Raw genomic sequence first — 17,301 nt, 5'->3', positions numbered from 1 at the left:
GCCAACCGTGACCTCTGAACCGCGGCTCATGACAGCCGTGATCCCGGTTCCCCGCCGACCCGGCGCCAGGCGAACCCGACCGGGACGGCCAGCAGCAGACCCACGGCACCGGCGAGCGCGACCGTCGTGCCCGCGGACCCGATTCCCTGGGCCACCAGCCCCCCGATGCCCACGCCCACACCCTGGGCGACCCGCAGCCCGGTCCGGTACAGCCCGCCGGCGCTGCCCCGGATGTCGTTCGGCACCCACGTGAGGAACGTGGCCGACACCGTGATGACGTACGCGCCGGTCGCACCGGCCAGCGCGAGCAGGACCAGCGCGAGCCACAGGTTCGGCCGCAGCGCGAAGGCCGCCAGCGCGGCCAGCGGCAGCGCGGCCAGGACCCCCAGCAGCTTGCGGCGGTGCTCCGTCGAGACGTACCGCGACAGCAGGAACGTGCCGAGCACGAACCCCAGCGGGTCGGCGGCCAGCAGCCAGCCCACCGCCTGGTCGCCCGCGCCCAGCTGGGCGGCGAGCGGCGCGGCGAGCCCCTCCGGGATCACCGCCAGGCCGACGAGCCAGGACAGGTAGAGCAGCACCCGCAGCCGTTCGTCGCCGAAAACCTGCCGGACGGCGCCGAACCACGGGGCGCCGCCGTTCCCGGCCGCCGGGCGCCGCAGCACCATCAGCCGCACGGCGGCGGCGGACACCAGGAACGTCAGCGCGTCGATCGCCAGCGCCCACGACGTGCCGATGGTGGTCACCAGCAGGCCGCCCGCGGCGAGACCGGCCAGCATCGCGGTGTTGTTCGTGATCCCGCGCAGGTCCTGGCTCTGCAGGTAGACGTCGTCGTCGGCGAAGATCTCGCGGCCGAGCGCGTTCTGCGCCGCGTTGCACGGCGCGTTGGCCAGCCGGGCGAGCACGAACAGCGCGAACAGCCAGCCCATCGGCATCCCGGGCACGGCCATCAGCCCGATCAGCACGGCCTGCGCGAACGAACCGGTGACCAGGACCGTCCGCCGCGGGAACCGGTCGGCGAGCTGCGACAGCCCGAGCCCGCCGGCGAGCGCCGGCAGGAACGTCAGGGAGTAGACGACGGCCGCGAGCAGCGGCGACCCGGTCCGGTCGAAGATCAGGATGGCCAGCGCGACGATGGTCAGCTGGTCGCCGAGCATCGACTGCGTCTCGGCGAACCACAGCGCGCGGAATTCGCGGTTGGCCAGGACGGCTCGGAGCCGTGGTGTCGCACGCGTCGTCACCTCGTCACCACCGTCCCCCGATCGAGTGAATATGGATCGTCGCATTGTGCCTCGCCAGTGACGACCCCATCCGGGGGAGTCACCGCCGACCTCCCGGAAGCACTAGCAGTATGCCGCCGACTACGCCCCGATGTCCCCGGAACGCGCGTCACTCACTCCCTCGGGGAGCCGATCGGGGCACGCACCCCCCGACGAGGGGTGCGTGGTGGCCGTGACCGGCTCGCGGGTACCTGCGGACTGATCGAACCGGACTCGCTCGGCGCAGGGCGGCGGCCGCTCGTCGTCGTGCCGATGCCGCGTTGGACCGAATGGGCCAAGACTGGACGGTGAGCCGGCCGGGGTGGGCGGACCGCTGCGCCGCCGGCGCCGCAGATCGGGGAGAAGACGATGGACGGGTTGATGCAGGGCAAGGCGGTCGTGGTGACCGGTGCCGGCCGGGGACTGGGCGAGGCGTTCGCGGTGCACGTCGCGCGCGCGGGCGGGGCGGTGGTCGTCAACGACGTCGACGCGGAGCTGGCCGAGCGGACGGCGGAGAACATCCGGGCGCACGGCGGCCGCGCGGTCGCCAGCGGGCACAGCGTGGCGGAGGCGGGCGAGGCGCAGGAGATCGTCGACCTGTGCGTCAAGGAGTTCGGCGGGATCGACGGGCTGGTCAACAACGCCGGGCTGAACTACGAGGCACTGCCCTGGGAGGACGACGCCGAGCAGGCCCGCGAGCTCATCGGGGTCAACGTCCTCGGCGTGGTGAACACCGGGCTCGCCGCGATCAAGGCCATGGTCGACGCGGGCACCGGCGGCTCGATCGTCAACATCTCCTCGGGCGCCTCGCTCGGGCAGCGCAAGCTCGGCGTATACGCGGCCAGCAAGGGCGCGGTCGCGTCCCTGACCTACTCGTGGGCGCTCGACCTCGAGGACGTCGGCATCCGCGTCAACGCCGTCTGCCCGCTCGCCCACACCCGGATGGTGTGGAAGTCCGAGCGGTCCCTGCGCGCCTGCCCGCCGGACCGCACGCCGTCGCGGATCGCGCCGGTCGTGCTGTTCCTGCTCGGCGACGGCTCGGACGGCATCACCGGCCAGATGATCCGGTGCAACGGCCCGCAGCTGCACGTCATGGGCCAGCCGTTCCTCAAGCAGCCGATCCTCGAGCGCCCGGTGTGGGACACCGAGACCGTGCAGAAGGCGTTCGACGAGGTGTTCTCCGCCCACTTGGAGAACTACGGCCTGGAGAAGCGCGTCCCGCCGCGGCTGCGCAAGTGGACGGAGTCGACCTCGCCCCGCACCGCCTAAGGCGGAGCTTTCACGTGAAAGCTCGGGGGTTGCGTCAGGAGCCCGCGGCCGGCTCGGGGTCGCGGACCGCCGCGTAGAGGGCTTCGATGTCGGCCGAGTAGCGGTCGTTGATGACCCGGCGCTTGAGCTTGAGCGTCGGGGTCAGCTCGCCGGACTCGGGCGTCCACGACTTCGGCAGCACGTGGTAGCGCTTGATCTGCTCGATCCGCGCGAGCCTGCTGTTGGCCGACTCGACCGCGCGTTCCAGCTCGGCGCGCACCGCCGGGTGGTCGGCGAGCTCCTCGGGCGACGCTTCGACGCCGTTCGCCGCCGCCCAGCCGGGCGCGATCTCGTCGTCGAGGACGATCAGCGCCGTCACGTACGGCCGGTCGTCGCCGATCGCGACCGCCTGGCCGATCAGCGGGTGCTCCTTCAGCAGGCCCTCGATCCGCGTCGGCGCGATGTTCTTGCCGCTCGAGGTGATGATCAGTTCCTTCTTGCGGTCGGTGATCGTCACGAAGCCGTCTTCGTCGATCGTGCCGATGTCGCCGGTGGCGTACCAGCCGTCGGCGTCGGTGGCGTCGGCGATCGTGCCGTCCTCCTGCAGGTAGCCGAGGAACACGATCGGGCCGCGGACCAGCAGCTCGCCGTCGTCGGCGACCTTCACCTCGACGCCTTCGATCGCCTTGCCGACCGTCCCCGCGCGGAAGGACTCGGCGGAGTTGGACGTCGCCGCGCCGGTCGTCTCGGACAGGCCCCAGACCTCGCAGATCTCGACGCCGAGGCCGGCCAGGAAGTAGATGATCTCGACCGGCAGGGCGGCCGCGCCGCTGGAGGCGACCAGGATCTTGTCGAGCCCGAGCAGCGCGCGCACCGGGGCCAGCGCCGCCTCGTCGGTCTGCCGGATCTTCTCGGCCAGCTCCGGCGGCACCGGCTGCCCGGCACTGCGCAGCTTGTAGCCCTGCTGCAGCAGCTCGTTCGCCTGCAGCAGCGCATTGCGCCGGTCTTCGGGCACGCTGCCGAGCATGTTCTTCAACCCGGCGACCATCTTTTCCCAGACTCGGGGGACGCCGAAGAAGCTCTGCGGGTGCACCTTGCCGAGCGCGCCGGCGACCGCCGTCGGGTCGGCGAGGGTGTGCACGTGGCCCGCCCACACGATCGGGAGGTAGACCGACAGCTCCCGCTCGGCGATGTGCGCGAGCGGCAGGTACGCGATGTTCGTCGCGTGCATCGGCGCGTGGTGCAGCTCGGTGACCGCGTACGCCTGGTGGATCGCGTTGCGGTGCGACAGCACGACGCCCTTCGGGTCGCCGGTCGTGCCGGAGGTGTAGATCATCGACAGCGGGTCGTCCGGCTTGATGTCCTGCCAGGACCGTTCGAACGCCTCGGGGTCGGCCGCGAGCGCATCCCGGCCCCAGGCCCGAAGGGTGTCGAGGGAGACGAAGCGGTCGTCGTCGGCGGGGAGCGCGGTCTCGTCCATGACGACGACGTGGCGCAGGGCCGGGAGGTCTTCGAGCACCGGCCGCCAGCGCGCCAGCTCGTTCTCGCCGCCGAGCACCACGACCGGCGCCGCGCTGTGCCGCGCGACGAACCGGATCTGGTCCGGGCTGAGCGTGGCGTAGGCGGTGCAGGGGATCGCGGCCAGGTGCGTCGCGGCGAGGTCGGCGACGATGTGGTCGGGGCAGCCGGGCGCCATGATCAGCATGCGGTCGCCCTTGGCGAGCCCGAACCCGGCCAGCCCGCGGGACACTTCGGCGATCGCGGTGCGGAACTCCAGCCAGGTCAGCGTCGGCTCACCGGGGAGGTCGAGCGAGGTGATCGCCGGCAGGTCCGGGTATTCGACGGCGTTGCGGTGCAGCAACCGCGGGATCGTCTGGCCTTCGGTCTGCTCGGCGACGGACGGGGTGGACAACGCTGGCCTCCTCGGAGCTCCGGATGGCCACACTGTAAGGGCTCCCGGCGCGGGTGGATAGAGAATCGCGGCCACGTCAAGCGGCACCCTCGAAACGGACATAGCGGTCAGGTCCCCACGACTGTCCACTGTGTACACGGGCGTCCGCGCCGGAACCGCGCTTCAATGGAGGCATCACGGACTCCAGGGGGAACCGATGACGCGGTCGGCACGCAAGCTGCTCGAAGAGATCCAGGCCGAACTCGCGCCGCGCGACGGCGACAACCGGCTCGTGCCGCTGATCACCGCCGGCCGCGCGCCGCGCGCGGTGTTCGCCGCGCTGGCCGCGGAGGAGAAGCTGATCACGCTCAGCGACTGGCGGAGCTTCCACGCGCTGGCCGCCCGGGCCGACGAGCCGCACGCGCGCCTCTTCTTCGGCGGTCTCGCCCCGGGGGAGCAGCAGGCGAACGGGATGCTGGACGCGTTGCTCGCGGCGACTGGTCCGGACCACGGCAAGGAGCGGCCGCGCGCGGGCTGCCAGGTCTACCCGGCGTACGTCGCATGGCTCGCGCTGAACGGCGAGTCGTCGGCGACCGCGGCCGGGATCTTCGCCAACTTCGCGGCCTTCGGCCGGTATTGCAAGGACGTCGCCGCGGGTATGCGGGAGCACTACGGCTTCACCGGCGAGCAGTGCGCGTTCTTCGACTTCTTCGCCGCGGACGTCCCGGAGATCGAAGAACAAGCACTGGCCGCGATCCAGGCGGGCCTCGACGCGCACCGGTTGGACGAGCGCGAGGCGCACCGCTGCGCCCGGCTCTTCCAGAGCTACGAGCTGCTCTTCTGGAACACCCTCGCCGACGAGTTTCCGGGCTGACGGCTCGCCGCCGCCCCGGAACCGGTACCGGAGCTCACGGCCGGTGTTCGGACGGGTGCGCTTGCGGAATACCGGGAATTCCGCCGAGATTTCCGGTGAATCCGTGGCGATGAGCGCACCGGTTGCCTATTTTCGCTTCGGGGGCGCCGTCGACTCCGGACGAAGTGGCCATGCGAGGCCGCGGCCGCGAAGTCGTGATGTTCGTCACCGAACGATTCGGCGCTGTCGTACGTAGTGCGCCCCGCCGGGACGCGCGGCGGGACCGGGAGCGCTTCCAGTACTCATATACGTGCGCGGAACGAAAGTCGCCCTGCGACGAACGTCACGACTTGCGGTGGTGGACTTTCGAAGCGCAGGCAGCAAGTGTGGATGGGTCACCGTTCCAAGATCACGTTATCGCCACGGACTTGACGCGCCCTGGAGGGCTGCCTAACGTCGTCGCGGGCGAAGCAGACCACGGTGATGTTGATCCGGCTGGTCGGAATCCGGGTGCAGACCACCTCGGGCGACCCGAAACCATGTACTGCCGGAAGGAAAACGGACCCAGGTGAAGCAGATTTCTCTTCGACGCAACCGGGGATCCTCGATTCGGAAGCGCGTGCTCACGATCGCGCTCATCCCCAGTGTGGCCCTGCTGCTGGTCGGCGTGGCCCTCGCGGGCTACCTCATCTACGACGCGGTCACCGCTCGCGATTACACCAACCGCATCCGGAATTCGGAAGCCCCGGCGATCCCCTTCTTCGTCGCGCTGCAGCAGGAGCGCCAGGCGACGCTGAGCCTCCTGGCCGGCCAGAGCAACCAGCGCGCCGTGCTCGCCGCCGTCCGCCCGAAGACGGACGCGACCGCCGCGAAGGAGATCGAGAACCTCAAGGACAACTTCGCCGACTACGACAACACCCCGGCGAGCGTCCAGAAGAACATCGCCACGTTCTTCGGGCTGTTCCAGCAGCTGCCGCAGACGCGGCAGGCCGTCGACAGCGGCCAGATGCAGATCAGCCAGGCCTTCGCGTACTACAACAAGCTGTTCGACCAGTTCACCGACGGTGTGGCCGGGCTCGCGCAGAACGCCCGCGGCGCCCAGAACGCGTTCGACCGGCTGACCGCCATCCCGCTGTTCACCGCGGCCGACGCGATGCAGCGCAGTGACGCGCTCGCCGCCGCCGGGCTGGCCGCCGGCGGCCTCACGAACGACGACTTCCGCTCCTACGTCGGCCAGGTCGGTGCCTACCACGCGCAGCTCGACGCGTCGGCGCCGAAGATGATCCCCGAGGTCAAGGCGAAGTACGACCAGCTGCTGGCCAGCCAGCCCTGGCAGACGGTGACCCAGGTCGAGACCGCGTTCCTGCGCGGCGACCTGGCGAAACTGCCGGTGCCGCAGGACCAGTGGCGCACCGCCGCCCGCCAGGTCGGCGACGCGCTCATGGGCATCTTCGTCCTGCAGAGCTCGAACGCCAGCCAGGCCGCGATCGACGACGCGGACTCGACGTTCACCGAGTCGCTGATCGCCGGTGTGGTCGCGGTCCTGTTCGCGGTCTTCGTGGTGTTCGTCGCCGTCCGGCTGTCGAACCGGCTCATCGGCCGCCTGCACCGGCTGCGCGAGGACACCCTCGACGCGGCCGAGGTGCGGCTGCCCGAGCTGGTCGCCCGGGTCCAGGCGGGCGAGCCCGTCGACCTCGAAGAGGGCGGGCACTTCCTCGACCACGGCACCGACGAGATCGGCCAGGTCGCCGACGCCTTCAACAAGGCGCAGCAGACCGCCATCGCGGCCGCCATCGACGAGGCGAAGACCAAGGAGGGCACCAAGACGGTGTTCCTCAACATCGCCCACCGCAGCCAGGTCATCGTGCACCGCCAGCTCAAGGTGCTCGACCAGGCCGAGCGCAAGCAGGAGGACCCGGACCAGCTGGACACGCTGTTCCAGCTCGACCACCTCTCCACCCGCGCCCGCCGCAACGCCGAGAACCTGATCATTCTCGGCGGCGGCCAGCCGGGCCGGCAGTGGCGCAACCCGGTCGGGCTGGCCGAGCTGGTCCGCGGCGCGTCCGCCGAGACCGAGGACTTCGCGCGGGTCAAGACGGCGGTGCTGCCGCAGATCGCCGTCCGCGGCCCGGTCGTCGGCGACCTCGTGCACCTGCTCGCCGAGCTGATCGACAACGCGACGTCGTTCTCGCCGCCGCAGTCGCGGGTCGAGATCCGCGGCAACGTGGTCGGCAAGGGTGTCGTCATCGAGGTCGAGGACCAGGGCCTCGGGCTCGAGCCGGACCAGACCGAAGAGATCAACTCGATGCTGGCGGACCCGCCGGACTTCGGGATCATGGCGCTGTCGGACGAGCCGCGCCTGGGCCTGTTCGTGGTCGCGCGGCTGGCCGCCCGCCACGGCATCCAGGTGCACCTGCGGGAGTCGGCCTACGGCGGCACCCGGGCCATCGTGCTGGTGCGCACCGATCTGCTGGCCCCCCTGGCGGAGACCGAGCCGGAGCAGCCGATCACCCCGCCGAAGCCGGAGCTCGTCCCGAACCCGGTCGAGCCGGAGACCACGGCCAACGACGAGGTCGCGCCGCTCAAGCGGCCGCAGCGCCGCCCGGCCCGCCACCGCACCGAGCCGGCCGCCGCCCCGCCGGCACCCCCGACGGCTCCCGCGACCGTGACCCAGCCGCCCACGCCGGTGCCGCCGATGGCGGTCCCCCCGGTGACCGTCCCGCCGCCGACCCCGGAGCGGACGCCGGCGCAAGCACAGCCGCAATCACTGCCGCAATCTCAGCCGCCGTCCGTGCCGACGCCGGTCACGGTAGGGTCCGTGTCCGAGCCGGTGAGCCAGCCGACCCAGGCCCAGCCCGTGGCCGCCGTCCGGCCGCCCGCGCCGCCCGCCCGGACTTCGCGCCCGGCGCGTCCGGCCGCGCAGCAGCCGGCGTGGCCACCGCAGGAACCGCGGGCCGCGACGACCCCCGAAGGCCGTCCGCAGCAGCCGCGCCGCCCGGAGGCACCCGGCCGCCCGCCGCTGCCGCAACGGCGACGTCAGCAGAACCTCGTGCCCCAGCTGCGGGAAGACAAGCCCGCGGCGGCCGCGGAGCGCGAAGAGGTCAGGCTGGATTCGCCGGAGGTCGCCCGCAGCAGGCTGTCCGCCTTCCAGCAGGGCACGCGGCGGGCCCGTGACGAAGAGTTTTCCGAGAACGACGACAGGTACGGAGAGCGCGAGTAATGGTCAACTCAGGCGCCCACGAGCTCGACTGGCTGCTGGACGACCTCGTCAAGCGGGTCGCCGGGGCGGACCGGGCGGTGGTGCTGTCCTCGGACGGCCTGCTCATCGGAAGGTCCGGCAACCTTTCCGAGGAAGACGCAGAACACCTTTCCGCGGTCGCTTCGGCGTTCCAGAGCCTGGCCCGCGGCACCGGACGGCACTTCGGCGGCGGCAACGTCCGCCAGACGATGGTCGAGATGGACCACGCGTTCCTGTTCGTGACGGCGGCCGGGCGGGGCGCCTGCCTCGCCCTGCTGGCCCGTGAGGACGCGGACATGGGGCTGGTCGCGTACGAGATGAACCTGATGGTGAAGCGAGTCGGACAGGTACTCACCTCCGCGCCCCGTACCGGCGCCGGCGTCCAGCCCGCGCCATGAGCCCACGGCACGAAGCCTGGTTCGACGACGAAGCCGGTCCGCTGGTCCGGTCGTACGCGGTCACGGGCGGCCGCACCCGGTCGGACACGCTCGGGCTCGACCTGATCACGCTCGTCGTGGCGCTGCGCACGGCGCACGAAGCGGGCATGCTCGAACCGGAGTACGCGCGCATCATCGCCTTGTGCCAGCGGCCCGTCTCGGTGGCCGAGGTGGCCGCCCGGGTGGATCTCCCGCTGCCCGTGGTGAAGGTGATGCTGAGCGACCTCATCGAGCAGAACCTGGTGCTGTTCCGTACCGCGGCACCGGCACAGGAAACCCCCAACCGACACGTATTGCAGGCGGTTCTTGATGGCATCCGGAAACTCTGACCCCCGGCGGAACCTGACCGCGACCGCGGTCAAGGTACTCATCGCCGGCGGGTTCGGGGTCGGCAAGACCACGATGGTCGGTTCGGTGAGCGAAGTGCCGCCACTGCGGACCGAAGAGGTCATCACGACCGCGTCCGAGGGTGTCGACGACCTGTCCGGCGTCGAGCAGAAGACGACCACGACGGTCGCCCTCGACTTCGGCCGCATCACGATCAACCCGGACCTGATCCTGTACCTGTTCGGCACGCCCGGGCAGGACCGGTTCTGGTTCATGTGGGACGAGCTGGCGGAGGGCGCGCTCGGCGCCGTCGTGCTGGCCGACACCCGGCGGCTCGACAGCTGCTTCGCCGCGGTGGACTTCTTCGAGCGCCGCAACCTGCCGTTCGTCGTCGGCGTGAACTGCTTCGACGGCGCGTACCGCTACGGCACCGAGGAGGTCCGGCAGGCGCTCGACGTCGGCATGGACGTCCCGCTGCTGCTGTGCGACGCCCGTGAGCGGGAGTCGACCAAGCAGGTGCTGACCAGCCTGATGGAACACGTGATGGCGCGGTCCGACCTCGCGGCCGCCCAGGGCGGCTACTGATCGGACCGCGCTCGTTCGGCGTCGGCTTCAGCGGCGTCGCTTGATCACGCTGTCGAGCGCGAACCGGCCCGGGCCGATCGCGGCGAACAGCAGGAAGACCCACGAGTAGACCGCGGCGGGCTCGCCCATGTTCTGCAGCGGCAGCAGGCCCATCGGGGCGTGCACGGTGAAGTACGCGTAGGCCATCACGCCCGACAGCAGGATCGCGGCGGGCCGGCTGGCGAGCCCGACGAGCAGCAGCAGCGCGCCGGCGAGCTCGAAGACGCTGCCCCACCAGCCGGGGAACGAGCCGAACGGGACGCCGCCGCCCTGGCCGTCGATCCCGCCGAAGAAGCCGAATCCCTGCAGGCCGTGGAAGCCGAACAGGAACGAGATCACGATCCGGCTCGCGCCGGTCACGATGCCGGTGACCTGGGTCTTGGCCGGGGTCGCGGTGGTCCGGGTCTCGCGGGCGATGGTGGCGGTCATGGTGGGTTCCTTCCCTGGGTTCCTTCTGCCTTCTGCCAACGCGTCGAGCGGGCCCGGCGGGTTTCGACACCCTCGTGGAAAAATCTTGGGAGACTTTCTCCATGGCGGGTAAACACAGTGCCGGGCTCCTGCTCTACCGCGGCCGCGGCGACGACGTCGAGGTGCTGCTGGGGCACATGGGCGGGCCGTTCTGGGCGAAGAAGGACGCGGCCGCGTGGTCGCTGCCCAAGGGCGAGCTGGACCCGGACGAGTCGCCGGAGAAGGCGGCGCGGCGCGAGTTCGAGGAGGAGCTGGGGCTGCCGGCGCCGGACGGCGAATACGTCGAGCTGGGCGTGGTGAAGCAGTCGGGCGGCAAGGTCGTCACGGCGTGGGCGGTGGAGGCCGACCTCGACCCGGCCGAGGTGGTGCCCGGGACGTTCACGATGGAGTGGCCGCCGCGATCGGGCAGGCAGCAGGAGTTCCCCGAGGTCGACCGGGTGGCGTGGTTTTCGCTCGAGGTCGCGCGGGAGAAGCTGGTGAAGGGCCAGCTGCCGTTCCTGGACCGGCTGCTGCCGCTGGTCAGCGGCTGAGCAGCGCTTCCAGGGGCTTGGCGGCGAACGACGGCAGCACGACGTCCGCCTGCCCGAAGTCGAGGCTCGAGGTGATGGCGTTCGGCACGGCGACGCAGGTCAGCCCGGCGGCCTTGGCGGCGGTGACGCCGTGCGGGGTGTCTTCGAAGGCGATGGTCTCTTCCGCTGCTGTCCCGAGCGCGTCGAGGGCGGCGAGGTAGAGGTCCGGGTCGGGCTTGGCCTTGTGGAGGTCCCCGGTGAGGACGGCGTCGAAGTAGCGGTCGAGGCCGAGCCGTGCGAGGTGCGGGTTCACCCAGGCCCCGGACGAGCTGGAGGCGACGGCGAGCTTGAGGCCGTGGTCCTTCGCGGTCTCGAGGTAGGCCTGGACGCCTTCGCGGGGGCCGAGGGTTTCGAGGAGCTCGAAGACCCGGGCGCGCGTGCGGGGCCGCATGGCTTCGGGATCGATGCCCGGAGCGTGCTCGGCGAGCAGGGCGAACATGGCGGGCGTGGTGTGCTGCGTGCCGATGACGGCGTACCAGGCTGCCATCGGCAGCTCGGTGCCGTGTTCCCGGAAGACCTCCTGCCACGCCTGCAGGACGGCGGACTCGGTGTCGGCGAGCGTGCCGTCGAAGTCGAAAACCAGGGCGCGGGTGGACACGCCTGCACCCTGCCCGTTCGGTGATCGTTCAGGCAAGCGAGTTGTGACGAGCCCGAAAGGCTTCGACGGCGGCTTCACCGCGCAGGGCGAAGACGACTTCCTCGATGGGGCCGGGATCGGCTGCGGAGACGGTGGTGAGCGCGATCTCGGCGGCCGACTCCGGCGGCCAGCGGTAGATGCCGGTGGAGATGGCGGGGAAGGCGACGGTCCGGGCACCCAGGTCCCGCGCCACGCGCAGGGCGTTGCGGTGACAGTCGGCCAGCAGCCCGGAGCGGTCCTCGGAAGCCGACCAAACCGGGCCGACGGTGTGCACGACCCACTTCGCGGGCAGCTTCCCCGCGGTGGTCGCGACGGCCTGCCCGGTCTTCAGCCCCTTGCCGTAGTGCCCGGCTCGCAGCTTCCGGCACTCGGCGAGGATCTCGGGACCGCCCTTGCGGTGGATGGCGCCGTCGACCCCGCCCCCGCCGAGCAGCGAGGAGTTGGCGGCGTTGACGACGACGTCGACCTCGAGGGTCGTGATGTCGGCGTCGAGGATCCGGATGCGCACGGGACCGATCCTGCCGGAGATACCGGCTCGGTGCTGCTGGATTTCATCGCGGGGTGGAACCGGAGCGGCGGACCGGAGCGATGAGCGAACACGTGGTGCCCGAAGCCGCCGCGCGAGCCTTGGACGAGCGCCTGCGCGCGGACGGCCCCGTGACCTCGGTGCCGTGGACCGGACGATCGCCGCCTAGCTCAGGAAGAACTTCGTCAGCACCGGTGCCAGCGCGGGCGCCTTCACGATGTGCGTCTGGTCCGGCAGCGTCCGGTACTCCGCCGAGGGCAGGACCTTCGCCAGCGCCGACACGCCGTTGCGCATCCACTCCGGGCTGCGGCCGCCGTCGATGACCAGCGTGGGGATCTTCACCTCCGGCCAGGCCGCCGGCAGCGGGCGGCCCGCCTGGTGGTCCGCCACCAGGGCCGTGTCGTACGGGAGTGTGTGGGCCACTCGCTTGAGCTTCGCCCAGAACGGCATGATCCGCATCGTCGCCACCGTCGCGTTGCCCAGGCCGACGCCTTCGGTCATGAACATCTTGACCGCCTTGCCGCGCTTGCCCTCCCGCAGTGCCGCGTCGAGGCGGGCCGGGTAGTCGGCCGGGACGCGGGGGCGGGTGTCGTCGACCACGAACGGCGGTTCGTACACCGCCAGCTTCGGGACCGGGAGGCTGCGCGCCGCTTCGAGGGCCAGTGCGGCGCCGGAGGAGATGCCGAACAGGAACGCTTCGCCGCCCGCCTCCTTGATCAGCGCGGCGATGTCCTCCACCTCGCGGCCGACCGTGTACGGCCCGGTGTCCGTGCTCTCCCCGCGTCCGCGGCGGTCGTACGTGTACACCGTGAACTTCGCGGCCAGCTCCTTCGCCAGCGCGTCGTTGGGGGTCGAGCCGCGGTAGCACATCGCGCCGTCGACCAGGACGATCGCCGGGCCGGACCCCGCCCGGGTGTAGGCGATCTTCGTGCCGTCGGCGGAAACCGTCGTGCTCATGGGGATTCTCCTTTCAGGCGACGGTGCGCCGCATCAGGTGGGTGGAGGTGGTCGCGAGCCAGGTCCAGGCGATCACCACGGCCGCCCAGAAGCCGAGGACGACGGCCGGGCTCGCCGACCCCGACGCCACGCCTGCGAAGCCTACGAGAAACAGCACTCCGGTGATCCGCGAGTACCACGCCCGGGCCGGCGTCAGGTGCGAACCGATCGCGAAGCAGGCTGCGACCAAGGCGGCGAAGCCCAGGCCGCCGCAGACGAAGTGCAGCGTGCCGTGCCAGCTCACCGAGGACGGCGGACCGGCCGGCGTGCCGAGCGGGAAGCCGTCCTGCGGGTCGGCGCGGAACGCACCCGCGCACAGCAGGCTCACGCCGTAGCCCGCCAGGAGTCTCGGTCCCCACCGGCCGGGCAGGACCCGTCGCATCCCGGCCGCGGCGGCGAGGGTCAGCAGGCCGGCGAGGACGAAGTTCGTGATCTGGACCCAGCCGAGGTCGCCGTTCGCGAGCACGCTCGCCGGGTGCCGCGTCAGGTCGAAGCCGGCCCGGGTCAGGCCCTGGACCAGCCCGGTGCCGACGAAGACGGGCCCCGCGAGGGCCCCGCAGGCCAGCAGGGCGCGGGTGGTCGGCGTGGGCAGGGCGCGGGTGGGGTGCAAGGCGGTGGCGGTCATGCGGACAGCCTGACACCCGACGACCGAGACTGTCAAGACAAAAAATTTTGTCGGTGGCAGCCACCCGAAGGCGGCCGCGCTCGGGTCAGGCCCGGCGCAGGGTGAGGAGCGTGATCTCGCTGGGCGCGAAGATCCGGAACGGCGGTCCCCAGAACCCCGTGCCCCGGCTGTTGTACAGCTGGGTCTCCCCGTGCCGGGTCAGGCCGGACAGCGTCGGCTGGTCGAGCCGCACCAGGAGGTGGAACGGCCAGATCTGCCCGCCGTGCGTGTGGCCGGAGATCTGCAGGTCGACGCCCGCCTCGCGCGCCTCGCGGACCTGCTTCGGCTGGTGGGCCAGCAGCACCACCGGGACGCCGTCGGGCCGGTCGGCCAGCGCCGCGGCCAGGTCGGGGCCGTGGCCGGGCAGGCCGGACGCCGTGCCGGTCGGGTCGTCGATGCCGGCGAAGAGGATCCGGTCGCCGCCGCGCTCGAGCAGCGTCGAGCGGTTGTGCAGGGTGTCCCAGCCGAGCCCTGCCATGTGGTCGAGCCAGGCCTGCGCCTCGCCGAAGTACTCGTGGTTGCCGGTGATGTAGAACCGCCCGAGCCCGGCCTGGACGCCGCCGAGCGGGTCGACCTGCTTGCGGCGCTTGGCCACCGCGCCGTCGGCGAGGTCGCCGGCGTGGCAGACGACGTCGGCCTCCAGGGCGTTCACCGCCGCGACGACCTCCTCCGACCACTTCGTCCGGTCGATCGGGCCGAAGTGGGTGTCGGTCAGCACCGCCACGCGCAGGCCGTCGAGCCCCGGGCCGAGCCGCGGGATGACGACGTCGACCGCCTTCACCGGCGGCACCCGCATGGCGACGCGGTTCCCGTGCACGAGCAGCCCGGCGGCGATCAGCGCGACCGCGCCGGCGACGATCCGCGACCGCGCCGGGTCGTCGACGCCGAGCAGCGCGACCCGCAGCACCAGGCTCAGGACGGACCAGCTGAACAGCACCCAGATCACCGCGAGCAGCGAGTCGCCGAGGCGGGCGGCGGCGTCCTGCTGGCGCCGCGCGTGGCCGCGGACCATGGCGACCGGCATGGTCACCAGGCCCAGCGCGAACACCGCGGTGCCCGCGATCGTGGCCGCCGTGCCCCAGTCCGGCGCGAGCACGAGCGTCCACCACGGGACGGTGAACAGCAGGAGCAGCGCCAGGATCGGCACGACGACTAGTTGGCCTCTCATCGAACCAGGTTACAGCCCATCGGGCTGTTACCGTTTTCGCTACTCTGGTGCTGGAAGGAAAGGGGGGCGCCGTGCACACGTTGCTGGAGCTGGCGTTCCCCGCTTTGGCGAGCCCGACGGCGCTGGTCGCCTTCGCCTCCCTGGCCGCCGCGAGCCTCCTGGTCGTCCTGCTGGTCGGCAGCACGCACCGCGCCGAGCTCGCGCTGTGGTCGGCGCCGGTGCGCAGCCGCGCGACGGCGTTGCGCCGCCGGGCCCGGCGCGCCGAGTCGATCCGGCTCCGCGACCCGGGCAGACCGGGCCGGAGCCGCCCACGAGCACCCGGTTCGCGCAGCACGGCTGCGTAGGAACCACTTCGACGCAGCCATTCCGCTCACCCCATTCCTTCACACCTTGCGGAGTGCTGCCCATGTTCGGCTTTCTCGACGTGCCCGTCGAAGGCGCGTACCACCTGATCCACGCCCTCACCGGCCCGCTCTCGACGGCGCTGGCCATCGTCGTCTTCACCCTCGGCGTGCGGCTGCTGCTGCACCCGCTCGCCCGGTCGGCCGCCCGCGGCGAACGAGCCCGGACCGCCCTGCTGCCGGAGATCCGCGCGCTGCAGGAGAAACACGGCCGCGACCGCGAGCGGCTGGCCGCGGAGATGACGAAGCTGCAGCAGGAGTCCGGGACCTCGCTGTTCGTCGGCTGCCTGCCGATGCTCCTGCAGCTGCCGTTCTTCATGGTCATGTACCGGCTGTTCACCACGGCCACGATCGGCGGCGAGCCCAACTCGCTGCTCGGCGCGACCCTGTTCGGGACGCCGCTGGGCGCGCACGGCCTCGCCGGCAGCCCGCTCGTGTTCGTGATCGCGGCCGGGCTCGCCGTCGTCGCGTGGTTCTCCGTGCGCCGGCAGCCCGCCGCCGCCGACGTTCCGGGCGGGAAGTTGCTGCGGCTGCTGCCCTACGGCACCGTGCTCGCGACGCTCGTCGTGCCCCAGGCCGCCGGGATCTACCTGCTCACCACGACCGCGTGGACCGCGGCGGAGCGGGCGTTGCTACGACGCGGCTCGTGAGCGCCGCCAGTCCGTCACGGCCTCCTCGACGTCCACCAGCGCCACCGTGAGCGGCGGCCCGGTGTGGTGGTTCAGGTAGGCCTGGCGGATCCGGGCGTTGAGGTCCTCGACGACGTCCCGGATCTGCCGTTCGGTCCGCTCCCCGGCGAGCCGCTCCGGCAGGTCCTGGACTTCGCGCTTGAGCGCGAGCGCCGGCGGCAGCAACGCCTTCGTGTCGTGCCCGCCCTTCCTGACCTCGCGGAGCACCCAGTCGGTGGCCGCGTCGTTGCCGGTGGGCTTCGGCAGCGGCTTCCCGGTGCCGGGCAGGTCGTCGAACTCGCCGCGTTCGCGGGCTTCGTCGATCTGCCGGTCCACCCACCAGCGGAAAGAGACCTTGGGTGGTTTGCGTCGGGTCATCTCCTCACACCCCCTGTGTCCCCTTCCAGGGTAATCTCCGAGCGAGAAGCGAGGGGAACGCATGACCGTCGAACGCACTGGGGCCGAAGACGTCGACCGGACGCTCGCGCTGCTCTGGCGCGCCCGTGGCGGCGCGCCCGAACCGACCAGGGGCCGACGCCCGACGCTGACGATCGAGCGGATCGTCGCCGCCGCGATCGCGGTCGCGGACGCCGACGGGCTGGCGGCCGCGTCGATGCACCGCGTCGCCAAGGAGCTCGGCGCCGGCACGATGACGCTTTACACCTACGTGCCCGGCAAGGCCGAGCTGGTGGACCTGATGGTCGACGACGTCCTCGTCGAGCGGCGGCTGCCCGGCCCGGGCGAGCCGCGGCCCGGCGACTGGCGCGAGCAGGTGGCGTTGTACGCGGAACGGACGTGGGCGGCCTACCGCGGTCACCCGTGGCTGTGCGAGGTGTCGCGGGTCCGGCCGCCGCTGGGGCCCGGTCAGCTGGCCGGCCAGGAGTACCTGCTGTCCATCATGGACAGTCTGGGACTTTCGCCGCGGCAGGCGGTCGCGGCGGCCAACGGGATCGGCACGTACGTCGACGCGAACGCGGCGCTCGGGGCGGAGGACGCGCGGCTCGAACGCAGCACCGGCCAGTCGACCGAGGCCTGGTGGCACCAGCGGTCTTCGTTCTGGGAGAACTACTTCGTCGTCGACGCGCACCCGGCGATGAACCGGATCTGGCTCGGCGGCGGCTTCGACCAGAGCGCCAAGGCCCAGGGCGACACGGCGTACGCGTTCGGCCTCGACCGGATGCTCGACGGCATCGAGGCCCTGGTCCGCTAGCACCGAGGGGTCGGCTCCAAACGCCCCAATGTGGCGTTCGGTGCGTCCAACGCACCGAACGCCACATTGGGTGCGTTGGACGCACCCGATAGGTATAGGCCACGGCTGAACTCCCGTCAC

Annotated in this window: 19 protein-coding genes; 10 read left to right on the top strand and 9 right to left on the bottom strand. The window is 71.7% G+C overall.

Annotated features, from left to right (window positions below; genetic code table 11):
• Positions 1-26 precede the first annotated feature (26 nt).
• A complete protein-coding gene (locus AB0G28_RS18020) occupies positions 27-1,271 on the bottom strand; it encodes an MFS transporter (RefSeq protein WP_361089850.1) in 1,245 nt (414 codons plus the stop codon).
• 354 nt (positions 1,272-1,625) lie between these two features.
• Here AB0G28_RS18020 and AB0G28_RS18015 point away from each other — a divergent pair, with 354 nt between their 5' ends.
• Positions 1,626-2,525 carry an SDR family oxidoreductase gene (locus AB0G28_RS18015; protein WP_361089587.1) on the top strand — a complete coding sequence of 300 codons (900 nt, stop codon included), beginning with the start codon at positions 1,626-1,628 and terminating at the stop codon, positions 2,523-2,525.
• Between the two features lie 34 nt (positions 2,526-2,559).
• Here AB0G28_RS18015 and AB0G28_RS18010 read toward each other — a convergent pair whose 3' ends face one another.
• Positions 2,560-4,416, bottom strand: a complete 1,857-nt coding sequence (locus AB0G28_RS18010; protein WP_361089585.1) for an AMP-dependent synthetase/ligase — start codon at positions 4,414-4,416, stop codon at positions 2,560-2,562.
• 196 nt (positions 4,417-4,612) lie between these two features.
• Between AB0G28_RS18010 and AB0G28_RS18005 the strand changes: the two genes are divergently transcribed.
• The 5 genes from AB0G28_RS18005 (at position 4,613) to AB0G28_RS17985 (ending at position 9,835) form a co-directional block, all read left to right on the top strand.
• Positions 4,613-5,269 carry a transcriptional regulator gene (locus AB0G28_RS18005; RefSeq protein WP_361089583.1) on the top strand — a complete coding sequence of 219 codons (657 nt, stop codon included), beginning with the start codon at positions 4,613-4,615 and terminating at the stop codon, positions 5,267-5,269.
• A 598-nt stretch (positions 5,270-5,867) separates the two neighbouring features.
• Positions 5,868-8,468, top strand: a complete 2,601-nt coding sequence (locus AB0G28_RS18000; RefSeq protein ID WP_361089581.1) for a nitrate- and nitrite sensing domain-containing protein — start codon at positions 5,868-5,870, stop codon at positions 8,466-8,468.
• Positions 8,468-8,884 (top strand): roadblock/LC7 domain-containing protein, encoded by a 417-nt coding sequence (locus AB0G28_RS17995; RefSeq protein ID WP_093948129.1) that lies wholly within the window; start codon positions 8,468-8,470, stop codon positions 8,882-8,884. Before AB0G28_RS18000 ends, AB0G28_RS17995 begins: the two co-directional genes overlap by 1 nt.
• Complete coding sequence (locus AB0G28_RS17990) at positions 8,881-9,252, top strand: DUF742 domain-containing protein (RefSeq protein WP_093948128.1); 372 nt, start codon at positions 8,881-8,883, stop codon at positions 9,250-9,252. Before AB0G28_RS17995 ends, AB0G28_RS17990 begins: the two co-directional genes overlap by 4 nt.
• Positions 9,233-9,835, top strand: coding sequence for an ATP/GTP-binding protein (locus AB0G28_RS17985; protein ID WP_004561734.1), 603 nt, complete (start codon positions 9,233-9,235; stop codon positions 9,833-9,835). Before AB0G28_RS17990 ends, AB0G28_RS17985 begins: the two co-directional genes overlap by 20 nt.
• Positions 9,836-9,862: 27 nt before the next feature.
• Here AB0G28_RS17985 and AB0G28_RS17980 read toward each other — a convergent pair whose 3' ends face one another.
• Complete coding sequence (locus tag AB0G28_RS17980; RefSeq protein WP_361089579.1) at positions 9,863-10,303, bottom strand: DoxX family protein; 441 nt, start codon at positions 10,301-10,303, stop codon at positions 9,863-9,865.
• Between the two features lie 101 nt (positions 10,304-10,404).
• Between AB0G28_RS17980 and AB0G28_RS17975 the strand changes: the two genes are divergently transcribed.
• The gene (locus AB0G28_RS17975) at positions 10,405-10,872 is read left to right on the top strand and encodes an NUDIX domain-containing protein (RefSeq protein ID WP_361089577.1); all 468 of its coding nucleotides are present in this window, start codon (positions 10,405-10,407) and stop codon (positions 10,870-10,872) included.
• On the opposite strand, the gene AB0G28_RS17970 is transcribed toward AB0G28_RS17975, so the two are convergent.
• The 5 genes from AB0G28_RS17970 to AB0G28_RS17950 all read right to left on the bottom strand — a co-directional run bounded on the left by AB0G28_RS17970 (position 10,862) and on the right by AB0G28_RS17950 (position 14,902).
• Entirely contained in the window at positions 10,862-11,509 is a 648-nt protein-coding gene (locus AB0G28_RS17970) for an HAD family hydrolase (RefSeq protein ID WP_361089576.1), read from the bottom strand. The genes AB0G28_RS17975 and AB0G28_RS17970 overlap by 11 nt on opposite strands.
• A 28-nt stretch (positions 11,510-11,537) precedes the next feature.
• A complete protein-coding gene (locus tag AB0G28_RS17965) occupies positions 11,538-12,056 on the bottom strand; it encodes an O-acetyl-ADP-ribose deacetylase (protein WP_361089574.1) in 519 nt (172 codons plus the stop codon).
• A gap of 183 nt (positions 12,057-12,239) precedes the next feature.
• Complete coding sequence (locus tag AB0G28_RS17960) at positions 12,240-13,031, bottom strand: alpha/beta hydrolase (protein ID WP_361089572.1); 792 nt, start codon at positions 13,029-13,031, stop codon at positions 12,240-12,242.
• 13 nt (positions 13,032-13,044) lie between these two features.
• Positions 13,045-13,695 carry a DUF998 domain-containing protein gene (locus tag AB0G28_RS17955; RefSeq protein WP_361089570.1) on the bottom strand — a complete coding sequence of 217 codons (651 nt, stop codon included), beginning with the start codon at positions 13,693-13,695 and terminating at the stop codon, positions 13,045-13,047.
• Between the two features lie 85 nt (positions 13,696-13,780).
• Positions 13,781-14,902, bottom strand: a complete 1,122-nt coding sequence (locus AB0G28_RS17950; RefSeq protein WP_361089568.1) for a metallophosphoesterase — start codon at positions 14,900-14,902, stop codon at positions 13,781-13,783.
• Positions 14,903-14,949: 47 nt separating this feature from the next.
• Between AB0G28_RS17950 and AB0G28_RS17945 the strand changes: the two genes are divergently transcribed.
• Together AB0G28_RS17945 and yidC are read left to right on the top strand one after the other, a co-directional pair.
• A complete protein-coding gene (locus AB0G28_RS17945; RefSeq protein WP_361089566.1) occupies positions 14,950-15,246 on the top strand; it encodes a DUF6412 domain-containing protein in 297 nt (98 codons plus the stop codon).
• A 62-nt stretch (positions 15,247-15,308) separates the two neighbouring features.
• The gene (gene yidC, locus AB0G28_RS17940) at positions 15,309-15,953 is read left to right on the top strand and encodes a membrane protein insertase YidC (protein WP_361089564.1); all 645 of its coding nucleotides are present in this window, start codon (positions 15,309-15,311) and stop codon (positions 15,951-15,953) included.
• Here the strand turns inward: yidC and AB0G28_RS17935 are convergent.
• Positions 15,936-16,349: a DUF1992 domain-containing protein gene (locus tag AB0G28_RS17935; protein ID WP_361089561.1), complete on the bottom strand. Its 414-nt coding sequence runs from the start codon at positions 16,347-16,349 to the stop codon at positions 15,936-15,938. The genes yidC and AB0G28_RS17935 overlap by 18 nt on opposite strands.
• 61 nt (positions 16,350-16,410) lie before the next feature.
• Here AB0G28_RS17935 and AB0G28_RS17930 point away from each other — a divergent pair, with 61 nt between their 5' ends.
• The gene (locus AB0G28_RS17930) at positions 16,411-17,181 is read left to right on the top strand and encodes a TetR/AcrR family transcriptional regulator (RefSeq protein WP_361089559.1); all 771 of its coding nucleotides are present in this window, start codon (positions 16,411-16,413) and stop codon (positions 17,179-17,181) included.
• Positions 17,182-17,301: the final 120 nt, after the last annotated feature.

The organism is Amycolatopsis sp. NPDC021455, from assembly GCF_040640995.1.
Lineage (GTDB): Bacteria > Actinomycetota > Actinomycetes > Mycobacteriales > Pseudonocardiaceae > Amycolatopsis.
This window is presented reverse-complemented; position numbering and strand designations above follow the sequence as displayed.